The 20,841-nt window shown below is 62.2% G+C and carries 24 protein-coding genes and 1 pseudogene; 14 read left to right on the forward strand and 11 right to left on the reverse strand.

What is annotated here, in order from left to right; genetic code table 11:
* Positions 1–11: 11 nt before the first annotated feature.
* Positions 12–659, reverse strand: a complete 648-nt coding sequence (locus tag ABIE52_RS23515) for a TetR/AcrR family transcriptional regulator (protein ID WP_007735654.1) — start codon at positions 657–659, stop codon at positions 12–14.
* 225 nt (positions 660–884) lie between these two features.
* Complete coding sequence (locus ABIE52_RS23520; protein WP_192712701.1) at positions 885–1,793, reverse strand: helix-turn-helix transcriptional regulator; 909 nt, start codon at positions 1,791–1,793, stop codon at positions 885–887.
* Between the two features lie 106 nt (positions 1,794–1,899).
* On the opposite strand from ABIE52_RS23520, the gene ABIE52_RS23525 reads away from it, so the two are divergent.
* Together ABIE52_RS23525 and ABIE52_RS23530 are read left to right on the forward strand one after the other, a co-directional pair.
* Positions 1,900–2,727 (forward strand): Rossmann-fold NAD(P)-binding domain-containing protein, encoded by an 828-nt coding sequence (locus ABIE52_RS23525; RefSeq protein ID WP_192712702.1) that lies wholly within the window; start codon positions 1,900–1,902, stop codon positions 2,725–2,727.
* 57 nt (positions 2,728–2,784) lie between these two features.
* The gene (locus tag ABIE52_RS23530; RefSeq protein ID WP_003943023.1) at positions 2,785–3,489 is read left to right on the forward strand and encodes an SDR family NAD(P)-dependent oxidoreductase; all 705 of its coding nucleotides are present in this window, start codon (positions 2,785–2,787) and stop codon (positions 3,487–3,489) included.
* Positions 3,490–3,539: 50 nt separating this feature from the next.
* On the opposite strand, the gene ABIE52_RS23535 is transcribed toward ABIE52_RS23530, so the two are convergent.
* Together ABIE52_RS23535 and ABIE52_RS23540 are read right to left on the reverse strand one after the other, a co-directional pair.
* Positions 3,540–3,908, reverse strand: coding sequence for a hypothetical protein (locus ABIE52_RS23535; protein ID WP_007735659.1), 369 nt, complete (start codon positions 3,906–3,908; stop codon positions 3,540–3,542).
* A gap of 25 nt (positions 3,909–3,933) precedes the next feature.
* Positions 3,934–5,280, reverse strand: a complete 1,347-nt coding sequence (locus ABIE52_RS23540) for an APC family permease (RefSeq protein WP_042922927.1) — start codon at positions 5,278–5,280, stop codon at positions 3,934–3,936.
* Between the two features lie 170 nt (positions 5,281–5,450).
* Here ABIE52_RS23540 and ABIE52_RS23545 point away from each other — a divergent pair, with 170 nt between their 5' ends.
* Both ABIE52_RS23545 and ABIE52_RS23550 read left to right on the forward strand, forming a co-directional pair.
* The gene (locus ABIE52_RS23545) at positions 5,451–6,095 is read left to right on the forward strand and encodes a DNA alkylation repair protein (protein WP_042448257.1); all 645 of its coding nucleotides are present in this window, start codon (positions 5,451–5,453) and stop codon (positions 6,093–6,095) included.
* Between the two features lie 99 nt (positions 6,096–6,194).
* Positions 6,195–7,283 carry an ABC transporter substrate-binding protein gene (locus ABIE52_RS23550; RefSeq protein WP_354541546.1) on the forward strand — a complete coding sequence of 363 codons (1,089 nt, stop codon included), beginning with the start codon at positions 6,195–6,197 and terminating at the stop codon, positions 7,281–7,283.
* Between the two features lie 8 nt (positions 7,284–7,291).
* Here the strand turns inward: ABIE52_RS23550 and ABIE52_RS23555 are convergent, their stop codons facing one another.
* Positions 7,292–8,236, reverse strand: a complete 945-nt coding sequence (locus tag ABIE52_RS23555) for a GlxA family transcriptional regulator (protein WP_054826711.1) — start codon at positions 8,234–8,236, stop codon at positions 7,292–7,294.
* Between the two features lie 205 nt (positions 8,237–8,441).
* On the opposite strand from ABIE52_RS23555, the gene ABIE52_RS23560 reads away from it, so the two are divergent.
* From ABIE52_RS23560 to ABIE52_RS23575, 4 genes are all read left to right on the forward strand, one after another.
* A complete protein-coding gene (locus tag ABIE52_RS23560) occupies positions 8,442–9,116 on the forward strand; it encodes a DJ-1/PfpI family protein (protein ID WP_081558639.1) in 675 nt (224 codons plus the stop codon).
* Between the two features lie 34 nt (positions 9,117–9,150).
* Positions 9,151–9,621, forward strand: coding sequence for a DUF2269 family protein (locus tag ABIE52_RS23565; RefSeq protein ID WP_192712703.1), 471 nt, complete (start codon positions 9,151–9,153; stop codon positions 9,619–9,621).
* A gap of 82 nt (positions 9,622–9,703) precedes the next feature.
* A complete protein-coding gene (locus ABIE52_RS23570; protein WP_192712704.1) occupies positions 9,704–10,369 on the forward strand; it encodes a HEAT repeat domain-containing protein in 666 nt (221 codons plus the stop codon).
* Positions 10,370–10,382: 13 nt separating this feature from the next.
* On the forward strand, positions 10,383–11,417 hold the full coding sequence (locus tag ABIE52_RS23575; protein ID WP_064689079.1) for a HEAT repeat domain-containing protein: 1,035 nt from the start codon (positions 10,383–10,385) through the stop codon (positions 11,415–11,417).
* A gap of 44 nt (positions 11,418–11,461) precedes the next feature.
* On the opposite strand, the gene ABIE52_RS23580 is transcribed toward ABIE52_RS23575, so the two are convergent.
* On the reverse strand, positions 11,462–11,833 hold the full coding sequence (locus tag ABIE52_RS23580) for an SdpI family protein (RefSeq protein ID WP_192712705.1): 372 nt from the start codon (positions 11,831–11,833) through the stop codon (positions 11,462–11,464).
* 374 nt (positions 11,834–12,207) lie between these two features.
* On the opposite strand from ABIE52_RS23580, the gene ABIE52_RS23585 reads away from it, so the two are divergent.
* The 3 genes and pseudogenes from ABIE52_RS23585 to ABIE52_RS34045 all read left to right on the forward strand — a co-directional run bounded on the left by ABIE52_RS23585 (position 12,208) and on the right by ABIE52_RS34045 (position 13,148).
* Positions 12,208–12,684: a hypothetical protein gene (locus tag ABIE52_RS23585; RefSeq protein ID WP_192712706.1), complete on the forward strand. Its 477-nt coding sequence runs from the start codon at positions 12,208–12,210 to the stop codon at positions 12,682–12,684.
* A 133-nt stretch (positions 12,685–12,817) separates the two neighbouring features.
* Positions 12,818–12,976, forward strand: a pseudogene (locus ABIE52_RS34040) (mini-circle protein); the annotation flags it as partial.
* Between the two features lie 79 nt (positions 12,977–13,055).
* Positions 13,056–13,148: a mycothiol transferase gene (locus ABIE52_RS34045; RefSeq protein ID WP_452623750.1), complete on the forward strand. Its 93-nt coding sequence runs from the start codon at positions 13,056–13,058 to the stop codon at positions 13,146–13,148.
* A 62-nt stretch (positions 13,149–13,210) separates the two neighbouring features.
* Here the strand turns inward: ABIE52_RS34045 and ABIE52_RS23595 are convergent, their stop codons facing one another.
* Positions 13,211–13,672, reverse strand: a complete 462-nt coding sequence (locus tag ABIE52_RS23595) for a DUF6389 family protein (RefSeq protein WP_054188324.1) — start codon at positions 13,670–13,672, stop codon at positions 13,211–13,213.
* Positions 13,673–14,028: 356 nt separating this feature from the next.
* On the opposite strand from ABIE52_RS23595, the gene ABIE52_RS23600 reads away from it, so the two are divergent.
* A complete protein-coding gene (locus tag ABIE52_RS23600) occupies positions 14,029–14,685 on the forward strand; it encodes a response regulator (protein ID WP_030537435.1) in 657 nt (218 codons plus the stop codon).
* A 27-nt stretch (positions 14,686–14,712) separates the two neighbouring features.
* On the opposite strand, the gene ABIE52_RS23605 is transcribed toward ABIE52_RS23600, so the two are convergent.
* A complete protein-coding gene (locus tag ABIE52_RS23605) occupies positions 14,713–15,087 on the reverse strand; it encodes a response regulator (protein ID WP_354541547.1) in 375 nt (124 codons plus the stop codon).
* A gap of 75 nt (positions 15,088–15,162) precedes the next feature.
* On the opposite strand from ABIE52_RS23605, the gene ABIE52_RS23610 reads away from it, so the two are divergent.
* Both ABIE52_RS23610 and ABIE52_RS23615 read left to right on the forward strand, forming a co-directional pair.
* Positions 15,163–16,989 (forward strand): sensor histidine kinase, encoded by a 1,827-nt coding sequence (locus ABIE52_RS23610; protein ID WP_030537433.1) that lies wholly within the window; start codon positions 15,163–15,165, stop codon positions 16,987–16,989.
* 120 nt (positions 16,990–17,109) lie between these two features.
* A complete protein-coding gene (locus ABIE52_RS23615; RefSeq protein WP_192712708.1) occupies positions 17,110–17,931 on the forward strand; it encodes an alpha/beta fold hydrolase in 822 nt (273 codons plus the stop codon).
* Positions 17,932–18,042: 111 nt separating this feature from the next.
* On the opposite strand, the gene dmpG is transcribed toward ABIE52_RS23615, so the two are convergent.
* From dmpG to ABIE52_RS23630, 3 genes are read right to left on the reverse strand one after another with little or no spacing between them, the layout of a single operon-like run.
* On the reverse strand, positions 18,043–19,071 hold the full coding sequence (gene dmpG / locus ABIE52_RS23620; protein ID WP_158170732.1) for a 4-hydroxy-2-oxovalerate aldolase: 1,029 nt from the start codon (positions 19,069–19,071) through the stop codon (positions 18,043–18,045).
* Positions 19,068–20,012, reverse strand: coding sequence for an acetaldehyde dehydrogenase (acetylating) (locus tag ABIE52_RS23625; protein ID WP_003943168.1), 945 nt, complete (start codon positions 20,010–20,012; stop codon positions 19,068–19,070). The genes dmpG and ABIE52_RS23625 overlap by 4 nt, the downstream gene beginning before the upstream one ends.
* Positions 20,009–20,836, reverse strand: coding sequence for a 2-keto-4-pentenoate hydratase (locus ABIE52_RS23630; protein WP_007735684.1), 828 nt, complete (start codon positions 20,834–20,836; stop codon positions 20,009–20,011). Before ABIE52_RS23630 ends, ABIE52_RS23625 begins: the two co-directional genes overlap by 4 nt.
* Positions 20,837–20,841: the final 5 nt, after the last annotated feature.

Raw genomic sequence — 20,841 nt, forward strand, 5'->3', positions numbered from 1 at the left:
CCGCGGTCGAATCAGCTGGACGAGGTGTCGGTGCCGATCAGAGCGCTCAAAATCGTGGACATGACTTTGACAAGACCGTCGACGGGCGGGCGGGTGGGCGTAGTGCTCCACTGATGCACGAGAGCTATGAGTGCGCCGATGAATGCTGTCGACGCCATTTCGTATCCTCCGGGGGGAACGAAATCCTCACCCACGGCATTTTGAACTGTCGTTTTGAAGAACACGGCCCATTCTGTGCGCCGCTCTACTCGATGTGCTTCCACTCGCAGGCTGACCCCGACGATGTCTACGTACGAGATCTGAGCTCGCCGAGGATCGCTGCCGATCGACTCGACGAACGCTGTCATCGCCGTCTCTGCGAGATCGGCTAGTGTGTCGGGCTTTTCGTCAGCGATCGCAGTCAGCATCGCGTCCCGCGCATCGCTTTGGATCTGGTCGTACAGTGCGATCAACAGATCTTCGCGGCTGTCGAACTCGTCGTAGAACTGTCGTCGTGCAAGGCTCGCAGCGGTACAGATGTCCGCGACCGAACTCGAGGCGTAGCCCTTGTCCGAGAAGACTTCCAGCGCAGCCCAAATGAACTGCAGCCGCCTTTCGGCACGCCGAGCCGATACCGGTCGACCGCCGTAGTTTCGAGTCTCGTCGCTCACCTCCTGCACGCGTCCATGATAGTCGCCCGACTCGGCGGGCTACGCTGAGCCTCAGGCGTAGACGGCCTTCAAGTCGGAAGCGCAATTCGCGAGGACGACGTCGCTCTCGAGCGAATAACTTCGGCGTCAGTTCGGCGGCATCGTGAAACCATTCGGGCGCGTTGACGCTCCCCACAGCCTGGCTGCTCCCGGCGCATCGCGACTCACTCGAAACGGGTGATGTGCAGGTAGGGATTATTCGGTTCGAGCTCGAGAGGGGTACTGAGAAGGTGACACCCCGTAATGCGTCTTGAACGCGGTACTGAGATTGAACGCATCCGAATACCCGGTCTTCTTTGCCAAACGATCCAATGTGAGCGATGGATCGACGATCAGCGAATCCGCGACCAAGGCCAGCCTCCACCGGCGTAGATGTTGCATCGGGGGTTCACCGACGGAACTTTTGAATTCAGAGACGAACATGGATCGCGACATGCCGGCAATGGCGCTCATCGCCGGCAGGGTCCATTTCTTCCCGGGATTCGAGTAGACCTCGCGCAATACGGCACTGATCGATTGACGGGGATCGTGCGACAGGTTCCCCACATTCCAACCGGCAGACCACTCCGCGAGCATCAGGCAGACAATCGATTCGAGGAGTCTGACCGCCGTGGATGGGAATCCTTTCCCATCGGCCCAGTTGTCGTGTTCCCGGGCAAGCGACTGCAGGACATGGGATACCGAGCTCACCTCTGAGGTTCTCGACGTCAAAAGATTCGGAAGATGATGCTCCAGAATCGAATACAGATTTCCTGCCGACTCGAAGGAGAATACGAGGACGGGTGGGTGGCTGGACCTTTCCGTTCGATCCGAATCGCGATGTGGTTCGGACAGGCGAAAGTCACGGTCAGCGGGCAGGCACAGGATGCCGACCTCACCAGCGTGGAGCGCTGTAACTTCTCCGCGTGAAGTGGTAGATGTTATCTCGAGTGATAGTTCAGTATTGCTGAAAATAAGGAACTTTCGGGAGAATCCCACCTCGAATGTCGACGACTCTGCAGACGCATCGAAGTCCTCGATGCCGGTGTTGGCGATGCCGGTGTTCGCGATATCGAAGCTCACGATACGAAATGCCGAGAGTGCGCTGTCTACGGGACTGAGCATCTCCTGATACTAGGCAAATGGAGAGTTGGAGGGGCGAAACGCAATCACATGGATCCTGAACCCGCGAGCATGGTGCGCTGACCGACGACGAAACTAGCGTTCAACCATGGCAAAAAGTAGAGAGATTTTGGTACTCGGAAGTACTGGCCAAACTGGTCGGATAGTGGCGGATTCACTGGAGAGCGAAGGACACGCGGTACGGCGAGCCTCCCGTTCGTCTGGGTCCACGCCCTTCGACTGGTTCAGCCAGGACACGTGGCGGCAAGCAGTCGAAGGCGTCTCGCGCGCGTACGTGGTGCTGCCCGAAAGAGTGGTGGATTTTGGTGCCTTCGTGGACCTTTTGGAGAATTGCGGCGTGGAGCACGCAGCTGTTCTGACCGCTCGAAACCCATCCGTCAGTGGTGACGGCATAGCTGTCGGGGCCGAATTCGCGTTTGCCCAGTCGGCGGTGAAGAGCACTTTCCTTCAACCGAGTTGGTTCGCGCAGAATTTCACGACGGGTATGTTCGCGGGACAACTTCAGGCCACCGGCACATTGAGGCTCCCGGCGGGAACCGGTTCGGAGCCGTTCATCGATTACCGAGACATCGCAGAAGTGGCCTCCTCCATCCTTTCGATGGACGACCCTTCGCCGAGCGGTCCTTTGCCGCTGACGGGTCCGAAGTCCTACTCGTTCGAGGAAGCCCTCCGGGTCCTCGCTGATGTAACTGGCACGGATGCAGGGAGATTCGAATCGATCTCCGTTCTCGAATGGAAATCCGACGCAACCCGTATGGGAATTCCTGAATCTTTCGTGCAGTCGCTGACAAACCTGTTCGTTGCGATATCCAAAGGTCGTGACGATTACATTTCCAACGGTGTGCACGAGGTGCTCGGGAGGGAGCCACGTACACTCTTCGACACTTTTCGCGATCACTCGAACGTGACGACCTGACTATCGGCGACCACCGGATCGTTAGGATGGAATGAGCGAGCGACGAAGGGTGTAATTGTGGCGAGGGCGGTTGTTGTCGGTGCGAGCCGAGGTCTCGGTCGTGCTTTGATCGAGGGACTGAGGAGCGACGGCCACGAAGTTCTCGGCATCTCTCGGCGGCGCCCTGACGGGTTCGACGTCTCCGAGTGGATCGAAGTAGACCTGACCGACCCTGTTACGGCGGCGAACTCGATCGATCAGGAGCTTGTCGGAGGTGTAGACACCCTGATTTGCAACGTCGGGATTTGGGAAGGGGACGCCTTCACCACTGACTATGCATTCGCAGAACAATCGGACATGGAAATGCTCGAAATGATCAACGCCAACATCACGGCCACAATTCTCCTGCTCAAGCGCCTGATCCCGAGAATGATCGGCCGTCCTCGACCTCGGATCATCTTGACCGGGTCCACCTCGGGGCTCCCGCGAAGCGGTAGGCCGGAGGTTGCGTTCGGTGCATCGAAGTTCGCGATCAACGGCATTGCCGACGCGTTGAGAGAGGGCTACCGGAAGGACAGACTCGCCGTGACTGTCCTTCATCTCGGATATCTCAATACAGAAGACGGACTCGACGTGCCCCGAGACGTCGCTGCCGCCAGGGGAGAGGGATCTCTGGTCCCGGTACATGACGTTGTGGATACGGTGCGCTCGATCTCGAGTTTGTCGTCTTCGACGTCAGTGCGGGAAGTAGTCCTCACTGCGATCGACGATCCGCGATTCTGATTTGCGGCTGTCGACTCAATCTGGTTGCTGAACAGACGTATTCAGAGAATCTAAACCCCGATCAAGAAGTAAGCTCCGGTCAGATACGTCAGGGTGAGGCCCGCCAAGGCCCACGCCATGTACGGCCGGATGTAGAGGCGCCGCAGGCGGTGCAATCGCAGGGAGGCTCGCAAGAACGCGCCCACGGTCCCGAGCAGCAACATCAGGCTCGGGACGAAGACCGCCAGTCGGCGATCCTTCTGTGAGCACAGCAAGGTGTCGGTACCGAAGCATTCGCCCCGCCGGGAGCCCAACCACACGATCGCGATAACCAAAACCGCGGTAGCCAGAACGACTGACACGCCGTACGTCAGGGTTCGCCTGTTGATCTTTCGCTCTCGACGCTGAATTACATCTGACGCGTCAGAACTGTCGGTCATCACACCGGCTCCTGTACATCGCACCTCACTTCGTGGATCGGCGGTGGGAGAGGGCGTACAGCACTACTCCGACGGCCAAGAGTAATGATGCGCGTAACCACGTCGCAGCGCTCTGCTGGGTGAGCAACGCAACGCACGTACCGAGAGCGAGGATCGGGAAGATGATCGGCGTTCGGAAGTGTTTGTGTTGCACTGCGTCACGGCGCAGAACCAGGACGGCGATGTTGGTGCTGATGAATACGAAAAGCAGCAGGAGTACCACCGTCTCCGCCAGGGCTGACAGCGATCCGGTGACGCAGAGAGCCATGGCGACGGCGGTGGTCGCGATAATCGCCACCCAGGGGGTCCGTCGCTGCGGCAGTACCCGAGCGAAGACGCTCGGGAGCAAGCCTTCCGATGCCATCCCGTATGTCAGCCTGCTCGCCATGATCATTGTCAGCAGTGCGCCGTTGGCGACGGCGACCAACGCGATCAGGCTGAACAGGCGAGGCGGAACGCCGACGTCGGCAGCTGACACAACTTCCAGCAGTGGCCCGGAGGATGCGGCAAGTTCGTCGGCGGGCAGGACCACCGAGACAGCCAGGCCGACAAGGACATAGGCGGCGCCGGCTGTCAGTAATGCTCCGAACAGTGCGCGTGGGTAGACCTTGCTCACGTTCTTCACTTCTTCGGCGACGTTCGCGGACGTTTCGAAGCCGACAAAAGAGTAGTACGCGAGGAGTGCCGCAGCCAGCACCGCGAGTGCAGGCGATCGGCTGTCGTCGAACTCCACGACGCGGCTCAGGGTTCCGTCGCCGCGCCCGAGAACTATGCAAGCGAGGACGACAACGAGGACGAGCCCGGTGACCTCCACGACTGTCATGACGACGTTGGCGCGCATCGACTCCTTGATGCCTCTGGCATTGAGAAGTCCCACCAGGAGCAGGAAGACGAGCGCCGCTGGAACGGTTGGGACGTCGATGAAGGCTTTGAGATAGTCGCCCGAGAATGCGAGGGCGAGTCCCGCCGCACTGGTTACGCCGGCCGCCAGCATCGAGAAGCCGACAAGGAACGAGATCAGTGGTTTCCGATACGCCCGTTGGGCGAAGACGGCTGCGCCGCCCGCTCGCGGATATTTGGTGACCAGTTCGGCATACGACGTTGCTGTCAGCAATGCCATGACGAGCGCTACGAGCAGTGGTACCCAGACGGCTCCACCAACTTCACCGGCGATGACGCCCACCAACGCGTAGATGCCGGCACCCAGAACGTCTCCGAGGATGAACACGAAAAGGAGTGGGCCGGTTATAGCCCGAGTGAGAATGTTCTTACCGCCGTCTTCATCTCCGCCTGCGGTTTCGTCCACGTTCTCAGCACCCGCGGCGCGTCGCATATGCAAGGTTCGTCCTGTCTTCATGGTGGCGTGCCGCCACCTCAGGAGCAGTCATGTACCCATTGGCCGAGGTTTCAAACGTAGGTCGCCCGCCTTCCCGTGCTTTGCTTGTAGGGGAATCGCAGAAGTAGTGACTGGAGGACGAAGTGGCCGAAACGGTTGCCGCGGTGATGGACGAGTTGGCTGCTCTCGAAGATCCGAAGGCGCGTGCGGTGAACGAGAAGCACGGTGACGATCACGGTGTGAACCTCACAAAACTGCGCGCTGTTGCGAAGCGATTGAAGACTCAGCAGGAACTCGCACAACAGCTTTGGGCGACGGGCGATACCGCGGCGCGATTGTTGGCCCTTTTGATCTGCCGCCCGAAGGCGTTCGAGCGTGACGAGTTGGATGTCATGTTGCGAGAGGCCCGCACTCCGAAGGTGCAGGACTGGCTCGTCAATTACGTGGTGAAGAAGAACCCGCATGCCGAGGAGTTGCGGGTGGCCTGGACCGCTGACCCTGATCCTGTGGTCGCTAGCGCCGGGTGGGCTCTGACCACCGAACGTGTCGCGAAGAAGCCCGAGGGACTTGACCTTTCAGGGCTACTCGACGTCATCGAGGCGGAGATGAAGGATGCTCCTGACCGCCTGCAATGGGCGATGAATCACTGCCTGGCTCAGATCGGGATCGAACATGCCGAGTACCGCGCCCGGGCAATCGAGATCGGTGAGCGACTGCGGGTGCTCGAGGATTACCCGACTCCACCGAACTGCACCTCGCCGTTTGCGCCCATCTGGATCGCGGAGATGGTGCGACGACAGAGGGCAAAGTAGAGCGCACGACAACTGAGGATAGGGTTACCTTCGTGCTACGTTAGGCGCCGTCACCCGCTCGGGGTGTCTGAGCAGGTCAATCGGTCGAGAGGTGCTTCAGTGACAAGGATTCCGGGTCGAGCGTCATCGGAGCGGCGCAGCCGTGTCCGCGGGATGGTAGCTGTCCTGGCGGCATGCGGCCTCGTAACTGGAATGGCGGCCTGCAGCAGCAACGACGACGGTGGTGGCACCGAGACTTCGTCCGCGGCGAATGCCGCGTTTCCGGTGACGATCACGTCGGCTCTCGGCACGGCCGAGATCAAGGACGAGCCCAAGCGGGTTGCTACCTGGGGTTGGTCCAACCAGGATGCCCTTCTGGCGCTCGGGGTCGTCCCGGTCGCGATGCCCACGTTTTCCGGACCTCAGTACGGGGCCGACGCGCAGGGCATTCTGAAGTGGGACGCCGAGGCACTCGACAAGCTCGGTGGCGAGCAGCCCACCTTGTTGTCGGGTGACGGAACGGGCGAAGCACCTGTCGAGCAGTTCGCCAAGGCTGAACCAGATCTCATCTTCGCCCCGTACTCCGGGCTCACTCAGCAGGAATTCGACGCACTGTCGAAGATCGCGCCGGTGGTTTCCTTCCAGGACGAGCCGTGGACCGCGTCGTGGCAAGACCAGGTGACCATCGCCGGTCAGGCGCTGGGTAAGCAGGCCGAGGCCGGCGCACTCATCGACAAGACCAACGCCGCGATCAGCGCGACGGCTGCGAAGAACCCTGCGTTGCAAGGTAAGACCGTCACCATCGCACTCCCGAACAGCCCGAGCACGTTCGCGGTGAGTAAGAACGCCGACGTGCGTGTCGAGTTCCTCGAGCAGCTGGGTCTGAAGAACGAGCCGACGATCCAGCAGGCCGATCCCGCCAAGGATCCCGAGGCCGTGTACTTCGAGCTGAGCACCGAGCAGGCGCCTCTGATTGCGTCTGACGTGCTGTTCGTGGTGGCCTACGACAAGGACTCTCTGAGCGCGTTCCTTGCCGAGCCACTGGTGGCAGCTCAGCCGGTGATCGTCGATGGGCGTACGGCATCCACCAAGGACTTCAGCGTCGACAAGAACTTCGCGTTCGGCGGACTGACGGTCCTGACCATCCCGTACATCCTCGACGACGTCGCCACAGTTCTGAACACCGCTGCCGGCAACGTCAAGGGCTGACCGGCCCGCTAGCGGGAAGTTCGAAACTGTGTCCGGTACCGCTGTGGGCTGGTGCCGACCAAGTCTCGGAAACGTTCGCGGAACGTGGTGACGGCATTGAATCCGACTTGTCCCGCAACACGTTCGATCGAGTGGTCGGTAGTCTCGAGCAGAAATTGCGCTTGACGGAGCCGCGCGTGATGGAGCCACTGCAACGGCGTCGTACCGATTTGTTCCTGGAAGCGGCGGTTGAGCGTGCGAGTGCTCATCGTTGCCTTGGCCGCGATTGTCGTGATGTCGAGTTGCTCCCCGAGGTTCTCTTCCATCCAGTTCAGTAGCGGCCTGAGGGTTGTCCCGCTGGGTACGGGAGGCTCGTGAACGATGAATTGTGCTTGCCCTCCGGCACGTTCGAGCGGCATCACACTCAGCCGCGCCGTGTCGGCGGCGACCGCGGACCCGTAGTCCTGACGAACCATGTACAGACACAGGTCGAGTGCGGCCGCGGCGCCGGCGGAAGTCAGGACGTGCCCGTTGTCTACGTAGAGAACGGCAGCGTCGACGTCGACAGCCGGGTGCCGGCGGGCCAACTCCGACGCAGCCGCCCAGTGCGTCGTCGCGCGAAGTCCGTCGAGCAGGCCTGTGTCGGCGAGGGTGAATGCGCCGACACACAGTGAGGCGATGCGCGTGCCGCGATCCGCGGCAGTTCTGAGGGCTTCGATGATCTCGGGGTCGATCGGCACATCGAGATCGGCGGTGCCCGGGATGATGATCGTGCTGGCCTGGGCGAGACGTGACAGTCCGTGCGGTACGCGCATCGTGAACGTTCCGGTCTCCACCTCCTCGGTGAGCGCGCACACGGCGGTCCGGTAGGCCGGTGCGCCTGAGGGAAGCCTGCATCGTCCGAAGACTTCGAGGGGTGCTGCCAGGTCCATCGGCACCACTCCGGGCAACGCGAGAACTGCAACGTCATGCATGTCTGAAACGTAGCGTATGTGGCGCGAGATTCTGTGATCTCGTGTCGTGAAATATTCTCTCAACTGGTATTTCACAGAATATGTGAGGTTGGCTGAAAGCCGTCGAAGGTTGGCTTTCAGCCGTCGCCGCAGGGGTCAACTTCCTCCTACTGTCGTAGGAACAGCGACGCGCACAGGAGCGCGTCGCACAAAATCGGAGGTTGCAGTGCACGCGCAGATCGTGTTGTTCGACGGATTCGATCCCATGGATGTCGTGGGTCCGTACGAGGTGCTCTACGCCGGGGGTCTCGCCAGCGGTGGGGCGTTGAGTGTCGAACTCGTCAGTGCGGAGGGGCCTCGGACCGTCCTGAGTGGAAGTGGTGAACTCGCTATGACCGCCACTGCAACCCTCGATGTCGAACACGCGGATCTGATTATCGTTCCCGGAGCATCGGGTCTCTTCGAACCCGATGCGGACCAGCCGGGCACCAGTTTGCCGGAAAGACTCGCGGCCACAACGGAAACCGAACTGCCTGTCATGATGCGCCGTGCACTTGACGATCCTGGTGTTCTTGTTGCGACCGTCTGTGGAGGATCTTTGGCGCTGGCGATGGCGGGGCTTCTCGAAGGGCGCCGCGCCGTGACGCACCATCTTGCCGTGGACGCACTGGCGGCCGGCGGCGTTATCCCGATCCAGGCGCGAATCGTCGACGACGGTGACCTGATCACCGCCGGCGGTGTGACATCCGGTCTCGACCTTGGCCTGTACCTGTTGGAACGATGCCTCGGGCCCCGGATAAGTCTCGAGGTCGAAGCGCTCTTCGACTACGAGCGTCGTGGAACGGTGTGGTCGGCCAATGGCGCCGAGCCTGTAATCACCTTCGCCCCGGACGCTGCGTGAATACGCTTGTGCGTACCGAAACGCGAGAAATCTCATGACCGGAATCCTGCTGTCCCTCCACGTGATTGCGGCCATTCTTGCCATCGGCCCCGTCGCTGTGGCGGCTAGTATGTTCCCGGTGGCGAGCCGCGCCGCGCTCGCCGATCCGGACAGCGCCAGTGTTGCGACGACGGGCATGCTGCATCGCATCGTTCGGGTGTATGCCACGATCGGAGTTGTCGTTCCGATGCTCGGTGTCGCCACCGCCGTCAATCTCGGAGTGCTCGGTGACGCGTGGCTCATCACCTCGATCGCACTCACCGTCGTTGCCGCCGTGATACTCACCGCGGTCGTGCTTCCCGCCCAACGGCTGACAATGGCGGCGATCGAAGGAACCGGGTCCGTTGTGGATGTCGCAACGCGGCTCACCCGTCGACTGGGCACAGCGACGGGGATCTTCAATCTGCTCTGGGTCGTTGTCGTCGTGTTGATGATCTTTCGGCCAGGATCGACAACCGGCGTGTGATCCGAGGCGATATTTCCCGTGTCGGAGACAGCGACGCTTGACCTTGACACAGTGACAAGGACTCCAATGGTCGACGAAGGAGGTGGTTGTCGTGAACACAACCAACCATGGTGGACAGAATGCTCACCTCGTCGACGCATTGGCCGCGGCTGATCCCTCGGTTCGGCTGCGCGCCGCGCTCGCTGTCGGCACGCGCCCGGACCCTGAGCTGACGGATGCCCTGATCGATCGGTGCGCCGTCGAGCCGGACTTCTTCGTCCGCGACATGCTGACCTGGGCATTGTGCCGCTTGCCGGCCGAAATTACGGTGCCGAGGCTGATCCGTGAGCTCGGGTCCGATGGTTCGCAAGCCCGCAGTCAGGCGCTCCACACCTTGTCCAAGATCGGCGATCCGATCGCGTGGCCCGAGGTCTCTGCGCTGGTGCACGACCAGGACGACGAGGTCGCGCGCAGTGCGTGGCGCGCCGCAGTGGCACTCGTGCCGGCAGGAGTCGAGGGTGCATTCGCAGCGGATCTGGCGACCGAACTCGGGCGGGGTGAACTGCAGATGCAGCTCAGTCTGAGCCGTGCTCTGACCGGGCTCGGCGAGGCTGTACTCCCGGTGCTCGACGCGGCCGGAATGAGCCCGAATCCGCGTGTCCGGGCGCATGCTGATGCTACAAAGCAACTCTGGCACGACCCCGACGGTGGGTTCGCACTCTCACACGAGTTGGCGAAGCGCGTCGCGGCAATCGGCCCGGACGCGTAGGAAGGGTAGACGGATGTTGATCGGCGAGGTCTCGCGGCGTTGTGGTGTCAGCACACGGATGCTGCGTCACTACGACACCTTGGGACTGGTGAAGCCGACGGGCCGCACGTCCGGCGGTTACCGGGAGTACTCCGCCGACGACATCCGTCGACTCTTCCACGTCGAGAGCTTGAGGACGTTGGGGCTCTCGTTGAACGAGGCCAAGCGTGCACTGGACGAACCCGACTTCGCGCCGGCCGATTTGGTGGGTGAACTCATGCAACACACTCGGCAACGGATCGCGGCGGAGGAGGAATTGCTGACCAAACTCGAAAGGGTCGATGCCAGCGCCCCTTCGGAGTGGGACGACGTCCTGCGCATGGTCTCGCTGTTGCGTGCACTCGAATCCGAGTTCGCTGCTCATCGTCAGCAAGCGATCCTGTCGCAGGAGCTGAATGCGGCGTTGCCCGTCGACGCACTCGTCGAGGCCATCCTGTCGGAGAAGGATGCCAACGTGGCCGGAGCGTTGCAGTGGGCGTTGGCGAGGACCGAAGGTGCGGGCCTTGCAGGTCTCACGAAGGGGCTCGAATCGGAGGACGTCGAGGTTCGACGCCGCGCGACGTCGGCCATCTCCGGGATCCACACCGAGGAAGCAACTCGGGCGCTGAAGCGAGCTCTCGATGATTCGGACGCGATAGTCCGCGCTGATGCCGCTCTCACCCTCGGATCTCGCGGAGAGGCCGTCTCGATGCCCGCTCTCCTCGAGATGGTCGCCGACGGGCGACGCGACGTCGAGGCCGGAGAGGTGCTCGGTCTTCTCGCGGAGCACTCACCGACAAGCGGTGAGGTCGTCGATGCCGTGCAGGCAAGACTCGACGGCACTGACGACGCCCCGACGAGGTTGCGAATCACGCAGGCACTCGCTGAGATTCCCGGCGCGGCGGCCCGGGAAGCGCTCGCCCGGCTGACACGCGACAACGACAAGACGGTCGCGTCCACGGCAGCCGCGATCCTCGAGATGCGGGACCGTGGACCACGCCGGCGCGAACGACCGCGTATCGGGAACTGAAATCGGAGAACTAGGGCACCTCTGACAAATGCGGGCCCGGGTGGTCAGCGCCGCAACGATTTTGCCGCGGCGTTGCCCTTCAACGCTGCACAGAGCAGGACAAGGAGCACCGCTAGAAACACGACTGTTGAGGCGACAGCCGACACCACAGATCCGAAACCTGTCACGACACCGATGACGACCTGCATGCACAGTCCCACTACGGCTGTCCACGCCGTCCGGCGTAGAAGGGGCCACGCAATCCGATGGGCCAATTGCCACGCCTCGGGGCTCGAGATCGTCGCCTTCGTGCGTATGCCGACAACGGGATTCGGTTCATCACCGACGACTCGCGGAAGAATCCCGGCAACGAACGCGAGGACAAGCGTCGACGACGACAGTGAGGCCGTCAGACCCAGTAAGTCAGGCGATTCCATCCGTCCAGCCCCCTGTCGGCAGATTTGACACAGCGGACATTCCAGTCTGGGGTGCCGCTGGGACACATCCGACTGTATGCGAACGAATGTATGTACTGCTGATCGGGTGACGCACTTTCAGGCTTTGTCGGATGAGCAGTGGACTCGATCTCGGACTAGTTTTCAGACAAGCCCTAGTGTGGATTGCCTAGGCAAAAAAGGTTTCCCGCCGGATCCGCCAACACGTGCCGGATGATCCGCCCGAATCAAGTCGAGGTGAACCGTATTCCTTTGGCTGTGAGCCTGATCCATCTCAGGCAAAGCCTCGAAGCTGCTGCGCACCCGCTGCGCGGTGATCAACGGATATGGTCTCTCACGTGGTGGATCAACGGCGAATGAGTTTGCGACGCAGGTACCTGAGCCTCGGTCTTGGCGAACTGGCCGCCGCGGGAGTGTTTGCCGCCGTGGCTGTCAGCGTCGTGATGCCTCGGCTCGAAGGTCCGAAAGACTCCGCGGCGCTGTGGTCGCCGCTGGCCCCAATGCTCGTGGTTCTCGTGCAAGCGGGTGCCTATTGGCTGCTTGCCCGAGGCTGGGTCGAGCAGGCGCCGATGCCTGCCCGCCTCGCGGCGCTCTACCGTGTGTTTCGGGTCCTCGACATTGTCGTCTTGGCGGTCGGTCTCCTCGGCGTGCTCATTTGGCTACCAGATCATTTCGTCACTGCGGCGGCCATCATGGTGGTGTGGGCTTTCGGCGTCGTCGAATACGTCAATTACTTCGTGGCCCGTCTCGCTTATCCGCTGCGGCGGTGGCCGTTCGAGGTCGGCAAGTGGCGGACGCCTCAACTTGTGCGCGACCTGCATTCGGCGCGGTGATACCGGCAATGAAGCCGGCCTTTGCCGCAACGGCAAAATTTGATGCGGGATCGGCGTGAGTTCGGAAGGATCGGTACTGCCTATCCAGGAATGAAGCCTCTTCGTCGTTCTTCACCGAGGAAGGAGATCCACCATGGCAACGTCGCGTCGGAGCCGCCGTGATGTCCCACCGCCCCGGACAGGGATTAGCGAGACCGATACGCTGCGCGCGTTTCTCGACTACCTGCGTGATTCGATCGCTGCCGAGGTTGAAGGTGCTCCGGAACCTCAGGTGCGCACCACAATTGTTCGGTCGGGAACAACCTTGCTCGGGCTGGTCAATCATTTGACCTTTGTCGAACGATCGATGTTTCTCGCCGAAAACGTGACGGATTGGAAAGCGACGTTTCAGCGAAGAGACCGGGCGCCATGCCGGGCACGTTGACATCCTCCGCGAACTTATCGACGGTTCGACCGGTCGGTGACATCGCAACATCGATCACAACAGTGGTTCGAAGTCGTCCGTCTCGCCGACAGCTTCCGCGCTTCATTGAGGCGAATGTCCACTACCGAAATCGGGGCCCACAGGTATCGGGTCGGTCGCTCCGTCGGGAGTTGTTACTTCCCAGTGCAGTTCGGATGCAGTCGGGGGAACGAGCGCGCCGATCCACTCGGCAACGACACCGACGATAACTTTCTCGAGTTCCGTGCGTGACCACTCTCGCGGACGAGTGGGAACCGGTGGCTCCCAGCCTTCCTCACCCCAGATCACGCTGAAAAGCTCCCGTTCGTCGCCGATCTGCTGATTCAAACTGAACGCATCCGGATCGTCGAATCGCGCCCAGACGCCGAAAGTGCCCTCGCCGTCCTGGTCCACGGAGACGTCGATGACAATGCCTTCGGCATGTGCTGTCGCCGCGGCGCGCATCGCCGCCAGCCGGCTTTCGACTACCGACGATGTGGTGTCGAGGACGGACCTCAGCGAGTCACGGTATTCGGTAGCTTCCACGGACTCAGAATATAGAACTCGTGGCTTCGAGCATGGTGGTATCGGGTCTTGGCCGAAATGTGGAGCGATGACGAGACCTGGGGGACTCGCAGTGCATCTTCGTGTCAAAGGATAACCGTTCGCCTGCAAGCATTTTCGGAAATCGATAGGGTTTGGCTTGTATTGATGTGGGGAGACTCGCAGCGTTGAGTGCGGAATCTGCGCACGACGGTTTCGCTCCTCGAGATCAGAGCGGTGAAGGTGGCATATGTCCGTTATCTTTTAAGCGGTGGTCCCATCTCCGGCCGCCACGCACTTGCGAGTGCGGACTGCAAGTGGAAGGCGGCCCTCGTGCAACAGGTATCGAGCCGAGTCTTGTGACGGCCCTGCGAGTGGTCATCGCCGACGACGACGTGCTCCTACGGGAGGGGGTGGCCAGCCTGCTCACTCGGGCAGGCCTGGAAATCGTCGGACAGGCAGGGGATGCGGACGAACTGCTGACACTGGTCGACGGGCAAAATCCGCAACTGGCCATCATCGACATCCGGATGCCACCGTCACACACTTCGGAAGGGCTCGACGCAGCGCTGCGTATAAGAAGAGAGTTCCCCTCCGTTGCAATGCTTTTACTGTCAGCACATGTCGAGGTCGATCATGCGTTGGAGCTTCTCGACGGAGGGAAGGGGATCGGGTACCTCCTCAAGAGTCGAGTGACCGACGTAGACGATTTCGTCGCGACGCTCGACAGGATCGCAGCCGGCGCCTCGGTCATCGATCCCGCTCTGGTCTACGAATTGGTGGCGGCCAGGCGACGTGACGACCCGTTGGCGGCACTTAGCGTCCGCGAGCGAGAAGTGCTGACGCTGATGGCAGAAGGCCTGTCGAACGTGGGGATAGGGCGTCGGCTGTGGATCACCGAGGGCACCGTCGAAAAGCACGTGCGGAGCATCCTCACCAAGCTCGATCTGGAGAGTACCGCCGACGACCATCGCCGCGTGCGCGCAGTCATCATGTATCTCGATGCCGTCAGCTGACGGGTGTCTGCGTTTGAATCGGCACACTCATCCTTGCGAAAGAATCCGCGCAATCGAGTCTGCGGACAGTTCGAACTTCGAGAGGAATCCGATGGCTGAACTCGATTCGACAAGATCGGCGAAGTCTTCTTCGTCGTGTGTCGACACAAGGATGATGGCCGGCGTCGGCGCCAAACCGGCGGCGTGGAGAATCTCCACCACGTCGAATCCGCTTTCGAAACCGAGGTCGATGTCCACCAGGACCAGGTCGGGGTGGGTAGCTTCGGCCACTGTGATGGCCGTGCCGAGGCTGGATGCGGTTCCGACAACCGTCATACCCGCGGCCTCGAGCACTCGTCGTGCAGCGGTGCAGAATGCATCGCTGTCGTCGACGATGAGGCAGCGCCGGTCGGAAGACTTCACCCTGTCAAGGCTGTCAGACGTCGGCGCACCCGGCATTACCGCTACCCGTAATTTCTCGGGGAACCCGGGCGTCCGATGACTTCGTCAGTTCCGTTGCGCGGCCGTCTCGTCACGTCCGTGCTGCGTCCGAGCGCTCCTCCCCTCGGTTGGGGCATCGCCCTGGCTACGGGATTGATTGTCGTGGAGATTCTTCTCGTTCTGATGTTGAAGCGGATTGCACCCGAGAATGCGTTCGGCGCGGTTTTTCTTTTCGGTGTCCTCGTCGTTTCGGCAGGCTGGGGATTTCGGCTGTCAATTGCGACGGCGGTTGCCAGCACTGCCGCGTACGCCTACATCCACGTCGTCGAAAGCCGTGAAAGCCTTGTACCGGCAGTGGTGGTTTTTCTCGTCCTGGCCTTGCTGACCAACGTTCTCGTCGGTCAGTCACGTCTTCGCGCCATGGAATCGGATCAGCGTCGTCGTGAGGCGGATCTGTTGGCTGCGCTGGCTCGGACGATGCTTCGGACGTCGAATGTAGTGGAGATGCTTGACGACGCGAGCGTGCGATTGTCCGCCGTGCTCGACCTGCCCGCGCCGTATGCGAAGTTAGGGCCCGCGGATGCCCCGGTGGGGCGCGGGCAGAGGCGGATCGTTCTACGGGATGGAGCCTGTGTCGCGGGTTCGCTACTTGTACCGGCAGAGTTGACCCAGGCCGATGCTCGCCGCGTTCAACGAATCGTACCGTCGCTCGAGGCCCTGCTTGCCGCTGTGCGAGATCGCGGGGTACTTCTCGAACAGACTCTCGCGTTGGCGCGTCAGCAGGCTTCACTGCGACGCGTAGCGACACTTGTTGCCTCGAGAGCCGAACCCGACGATGTCCATCATGCTGTCGCCGCGGAGTTGGCCGACGGACTGGACATCGAACACGTGTCGGTCGTGCGTTACGACGACGACGACTACTTCACAATTCTCGCTGCGCGGGACGATACTACAACCGGAGAACGATTGATCCCGGGTGAACGCTTCCCTGTCGGTGGATACAACGTCTGCACGATCGTCGAGACTTCGGGTGCGCCGATTGCCATCGACTTCACCACTGCGACAGGGGCGATCGCGGGGAGGCTGCGCGGACGCGGGTTGCGTACGGGAATCGGGGTACCGATCAACGTCGACGGTCGGACGTGGGGAGCTGTAATCATCGGCGGTACGGGACGTGTTCTCGCGAGTGACGTCGAGGACCGGTTGACCGACTTCGCAGACCTGCTCGCAACCGCGGTCTACAACGGTGAAACCAGGCGCGAGCTCACACGGTCCAGGGCGCGCGTCGTGGCTGCAGCCGACAAAGCCCGCCGAACCATCGAACGTGACCTGCACGACGGGGCGCAACAGCGGATCGTCACTCTCGGCATGGAGTTACGCGGCGCTCAGGCCGCAGTTCCCGACGGATTCGATGAGCTGCGAATCAGCTTGGCCCGCACCGTTGAGACATTGGCTCAAGTCAATACCGATCTTCGTGAACTCTCGCGAGGGATTCACCCGGCGATCCTGTCCCGCGGGGGTCTCGCGCCGGCGCTGAAGACTTTGGCTCGCCGCAGTCCGATCCCGGTCGCGCTCACAGCCGAGATCGTCACTCGACTAACCGATTCTGTGGAAGTCGCGGCGTACTACGTTGTCGCTGAAGCGCTCACCAACACCGCGAAATATGCCGACGCGTCCGTGGTTACGATCGCGGCCGTCTCGCAAGAGGGTCGTCTGGACCTCACCATCAGTGACGATGGCAAGGGGGGAGCAGACGCCGAAAGCGGTTCGGGTCTGATCGGGCTGCAGGACCGCGTTGCCGCGGTTGGAGGAACTCTGACGATCTCGAGCCCGGTCGGTGGTGGCACCACCATTACCGTTCGCATCGATCCCTCTACCAGTTAGCCGGTAGTGGGTTCCCCGGGTAGCGCTCCCCCACAATGGAAGCCAGCAGCGACGACATCGCTCCTGAAGTGGACGAATGTTCTTGTTACCCAACGAGAACCTTTCGCCCAGGAGGACATCATGCCGTACATCAGCACTTCCGACGGAACCGAGATCTACTACACCGAACAGGGCGCCGGGAGGCCTGTGCTGCTCAGCCACGGTTGGCCCCTCTCCTCGGACGCCTGGCAGTTGGAACTCAAGGTGCTCGCCGACGCCGGTTACCGTGCCATCGCACACGACCGTCGCGGCCACGGCCGGTCCTCGAAGACCTATCAGGGCAACGACATGGATACCTATGCCCGTGATCTGGCTGAACTCGTCGAAGCGCTCGACCTCCACGATCTGACGCTCGTCGGTCACTCGACCGGAGGCGGCGAGGTCGTTCGGTACGCAGCGCAACACGGCGCAGGGCGTGTTGCCAAGGTGATCACCGCCGGCGCCGTTCCGCCGATCATGGTGAAGTCGGAGAACAACCCGGAGGGCACACCGATCGAAGCGTTCGACGACATCCGGTCCGGAGTTCTCACCGACCGTTCGCAGTTCTATCGCGACATCGCCGAGCCGTTCTTCGGCGCAAATCGCGAGGGGTCGAACGTGTCCCAGGGGGCGAAGGACGATTTCTGGCGCCAGGGAATGCTGGTCAATCTGGCAGCTGCCTACGACTGTGTCAAGGCGTTCTCGGAGACGGACTTCAGCGAGGACTTGAAGGCGTTGACCGTTCCCGTCTTCATTGCGCAGGGTGACGACGACCAGATCGTTCCCATTGGCGCAGCCGCCCTCAAGGCAATCGAATTGGTCAATGACGGCACATTGAAGATCTACAAGGGTGCGCCGCACGGAATCTACGGCGACTACCAGAAGGCTTTGGACGCAGACATTCTCGACTTCATCGCCAAGTAAGCCATTCAGCCCAGGCCGGTGGTGACCGTATGGTCACCACCGGCCTTTACGTGACAGAGTCCCGCCCTCGTCCGGAGACGGGACTCGGGTGTCAGCGAACTCGGCAGCGCGTCAGACTGCTTCCTTGCTCGCCTGCGCTGCGAGGGTGAGCGCGATGTCGACGATCATGTCCTCCTGACCACCCACCAGACGGCGGCGTCCAGCTTCGAGCAGCAGTGTGCGAACGTCGATTCCGTAGCGCTCCGACGCAGCTTCGGCGTGGCGCAGGAAGCTCGAGTACACGCCGGCGTAGCCGAGAGTGAGGGTTTCGCGATCGACGCGGACCGGCCGGTCCTGCAGCGGTCGGACGATGTCGTCGGCGGCATCCTGCAGGGCGAACAGGTCGCAGCCGTGCTCCCACTCCTCGATGTTGGCGACGGCGATGAAGGCCTCGAGGGGGCAGTTGCCGGCACCGGCGCCGTGACCGGCAAGCGAAGCATCGACGCGGGTGACGCCGTTCTGCACGGCCACAACAGAATTGGCAACCGAGAGTGAGAGATTCTCATGGGCGTGGATACCGATTTCGGTGCCCTCGTCGAGGATGTCGCGGTATGCACGAACACGATCCGCGACGTCGTTCATCACCAGACGTCCACCCGAGTCGGTGACGTAGACGCAGTGCGCGCCATACGATTCCATCAACTTGGCCTGCTTGGCCAGTTCCTCGGCAGGCGCCATGTGGCTCATCATCAGGAAGCCCGAGACGTCCATGCCGATCTCGCGGGCGGTTTCGATGTGCTGCGCGGAGACGTCGGCCTCGGTGCAGTGCGTGGCAACGCGAACCGAGCGAACACCGAGGTCGTAGGCATGCTTGAGTTCACTGATCGTGCCGACACCCGGAAGTAGCAGCGTGGTGAGACGAGCGTGCTCGAGTACCTCGGCCGCTGCTTCGATCCATTCCCAGTCGGTGTTCGAGCCGGGGCCGTAGTTGAGCGAGCCGCCGGCGAGGCCGTCACCGTGTGCTACTTCGATCGCGTCGACGCCGGCAGCGTCGAGAGCTTTGACGATCCGCTTGACGTCGGTGGGCGAAATGCGGTGGCGGACAGCGTGCATGCCGTCACGAAGGGTGACGTCCTGGACGAAGATCTTGCGGTTGCTCACTTGGTTGCTTCCTTCTGCTGGGCGATGCGCTCCGCGATCTGCATTCCGGCGGACGTCATGATGTCGAGATTGCCGGCGTACGCAGGCAGGTAGTGGGCCGCGCCCTCGACCTCGAGGAACACCGACACCTGGTGGGTGGGGCGATTGCCGTCGACGAGCAACGTCTCGACGGGCTGGTCGGCCGGGATCTCGGTGATCTGGACTTCCTGCTTGAGCCGGTAGCCGGGGACATACGCGGACACGTCGCCGACCATCTTCTCGATCGACTGACGGATCTCGTCGTGAACAGCCGGGTCCGGTGCGTCGACGAGGCAGAAGACCGTGTCGCGCATGATGAGCGGCGGCTCAGCGGGGTTGAGGATGATGATGGCCTTGCCGCGACGAGCGCCGCCGACTGCCACGATCGCCTCGGACGTGGTCTCGGTGAACTCGTCGATGTTGGCGCGCGTTCCGGGGCCGGCCGACTTGGAGGCGATGGACGCGACGATCTCCGCATACGCCACCGGGACGACCCGAGAAACAGCGGCAACCATCGGGATGGTGGCCTGGCCGCCACACGTCACCATGTTGACGTTGGGTGCGTCCAAGTGCTCGTCCGCGTTGACAGCCGGTACGACGTACGGTCCGATCGCGGCAGGCGTCAGGTCGATCATGCGCTTGCCGAGGGGAGCCAGCCGCGCGTTGTTGGCCACGTGAGCCTTTGCCGAGGTGGCGTCGAAGACGATCTCGATCTCGTCGAAGTTCGGCAGACCGACAAGGCCTTCGACGCCTTCTGCCGTGATCGGCACGTTCAGACGCGCCGCGCGAGCGAGGCCGTCCGACGCGGGGTCGATACCGACCATCGCGCCCATCTCCAGGTAGTCGGAGTTGCGCAGCACCTTGATCATCAGATCCGTGCCGATGTTGCCCGATCCGATGATCGCGACCTTGACCTTGCTCATGCGTTGTCCTCTTCGCTGGAGAAACTGGTGGTGACGGAACCGAGCCCGGAGACGGTCACGGTGACTACGTTGCCTGCGGTGACCGGTGCCATGGGGCCGAGAGCGCCGGACAGGATCACCTGCCCTGCGGTCAGCGGCTGCCCCAACTCACGTGCAGTGCGGGCGAGCCAGACGACGGCTTCGATCGGATCGCCCAGGCAGGCGGTTCCGACGCCGGTGGACACCTCGGTGCCGTCGACGGACATCGACATGACGACGCCGGCGGGTTCCACCTCGTCGAGGGTGCGTCGTTCGGTTCCCAGGACGTACACGCCCGAGGACGCATTGTCGGCGACGGTGTCACCGAACTTGATGTCCCACGACTCGATGCGGCTGTCGCAGATCTCGATCGCGGCGACGGCGTAGTCGATCGCACCGCGCACCTGCGCACTGTCCAGCGGTCCGTCCACGAGGTCGGCACCGAGCACGAAGGCAACTTCCGCTTCGACCTTGGGCTGGATCAAACGGCTCATGGGGATGGCGCCGCCCGCGGGGAACTCCATGTCGGCGTACAGCACGCCGAGGTCGGGCTGGTCGACACCGAGCTGCTGCTGGACTGCCACCGAGGTCAGGCCGATCTTGCGGCCTACGACCACGGCCCCCGCCTGCCGACGGATTTCGTCGACGCGGCGCTGGACGGCGTAGGCGGCGACGAGGTCGTCGGCGCCGATCAGATCGCGCACGGGCGCGCAGGGAGTGCCGCTCGCGATGGCGGCTGCGAGGCGGTCCGCAGCAGCTGCGATGTCGGTCTCGCTAGCTGTACTGGTATTCGTGGGCTGGCTCATGGCCA

This window comes from Rhodococcus sp. OAS809 (genome assembly GCF_040546695.1).
Lineage (GTDB): Bacteria > Actinomycetota > Actinomycetes > Mycobacteriales > Mycobacteriaceae > Rhodococcus_F > Rhodococcus_F qingshengii.

What these genes read in the sequence shown, in the direction of transcription:
- ABIE52_RS23520 (WP_192712701.1), bottom strand. Translation starts at nt 1,793, where the DNA reads ATGCTCAGTCCCGTAGACAGCGCACTCTCGGCATTTCGTATCGTGAGC.
- ABIE52_RS23525 (WP_192712702.1), top strand. Translation starts at nt 1,900, where the DNA reads ATGGCAAAAAGTAGAGAGATTTTGGTACTCGGAAGTACTGGCCAAACT.
- ABIE52_RS23535 (WP_007735659.1), bottom strand. Translation starts at nt 3,908, where the DNA reads ATGACCGACAGTTCTGACGCGTCAGATGTAATTCAGCGTCGAGAGCGA.
- ABIE52_RS23540 (WP_042922927.1), bottom strand. Translation starts at nt 5,280, where the DNA reads ATGCGACGCGCCGCGGGTGCTGAGAACGTGGACGAAACCGCAGGCGGA.
- ABIE52_RS23545 (WP_042448257.1), top strand. Translation starts at nt 5,451, where the DNA reads ATGGACGAGTTGGCTGCTCTCGAAGATCCGAAGGCGCGTGCGGTGAAC.
- ABIE52_RS23555 (WP_054826711.1), bottom strand. Translation starts at nt 8,236, where the DNA reads ATGCATGACGTTGCAGTTCTCGCGTTGCCCGGAGTGGTGCCGATGGAC.
- ABIE52_RS23565 (WP_192712703.1), top strand. Translation starts at nt 9,151, where the DNA reads ATGACCGGAATCCTGCTGTCCCTCCACGTGATTGCGGCCATTCTTGCC.
- ABIE52_RS23575 (WP_064689079.1), top strand. Translation starts at nt 10,383, where the DNA reads ATGTTGATCGGCGAGGTCTCGCGGCGTTGTGGTGTCAGCACACGGATG.
- ABIE52_RS23580 (WP_192712705.1), bottom strand. Translation starts at nt 11,833, where the DNA reads ATGGAATCGCCTGACTTACTGGGTCTGACGGCCTCACTGTCGTCGTCG.
- ABIE52_RS23585 (WP_192712706.1), top strand. Translation starts at nt 12,208, where the DNA reads ATGAGTTTGCGACGCAGGTACCTGAGCCTCGGTCTTGGCGAACTGGCC.
- ABIE52_RS23610 (WP_030537433.1), top strand. Translation starts at nt 15,163, where the DNA reads ATGACTTCGTCAGTTCCGTTGCGCGGCCGTCTCGTCACGTCCGTGCTG.
- ABIE52_RS23615 (WP_192712708.1), top strand. Translation starts at nt 17,110, where the DNA reads ATGCCGTACATCAGCACTTCCGACGGAACCGAGATCTACTACACCGAA.
- ABIE52_RS23625 (WP_003943168.1), bottom strand. Translation starts at nt 20,012, where the DNA reads ATGAGCAAGGTCAAGGTCGCGATCATCGGATCGGGCAACATCGGCACG.
- ABIE52_RS23630 (WP_007735684.1), bottom strand. Translation starts at nt 20,836, where the DNA reads ATGAGCCAGCCCACGAATACCAGTACAGCTAGCGAGACCGACATCGCA.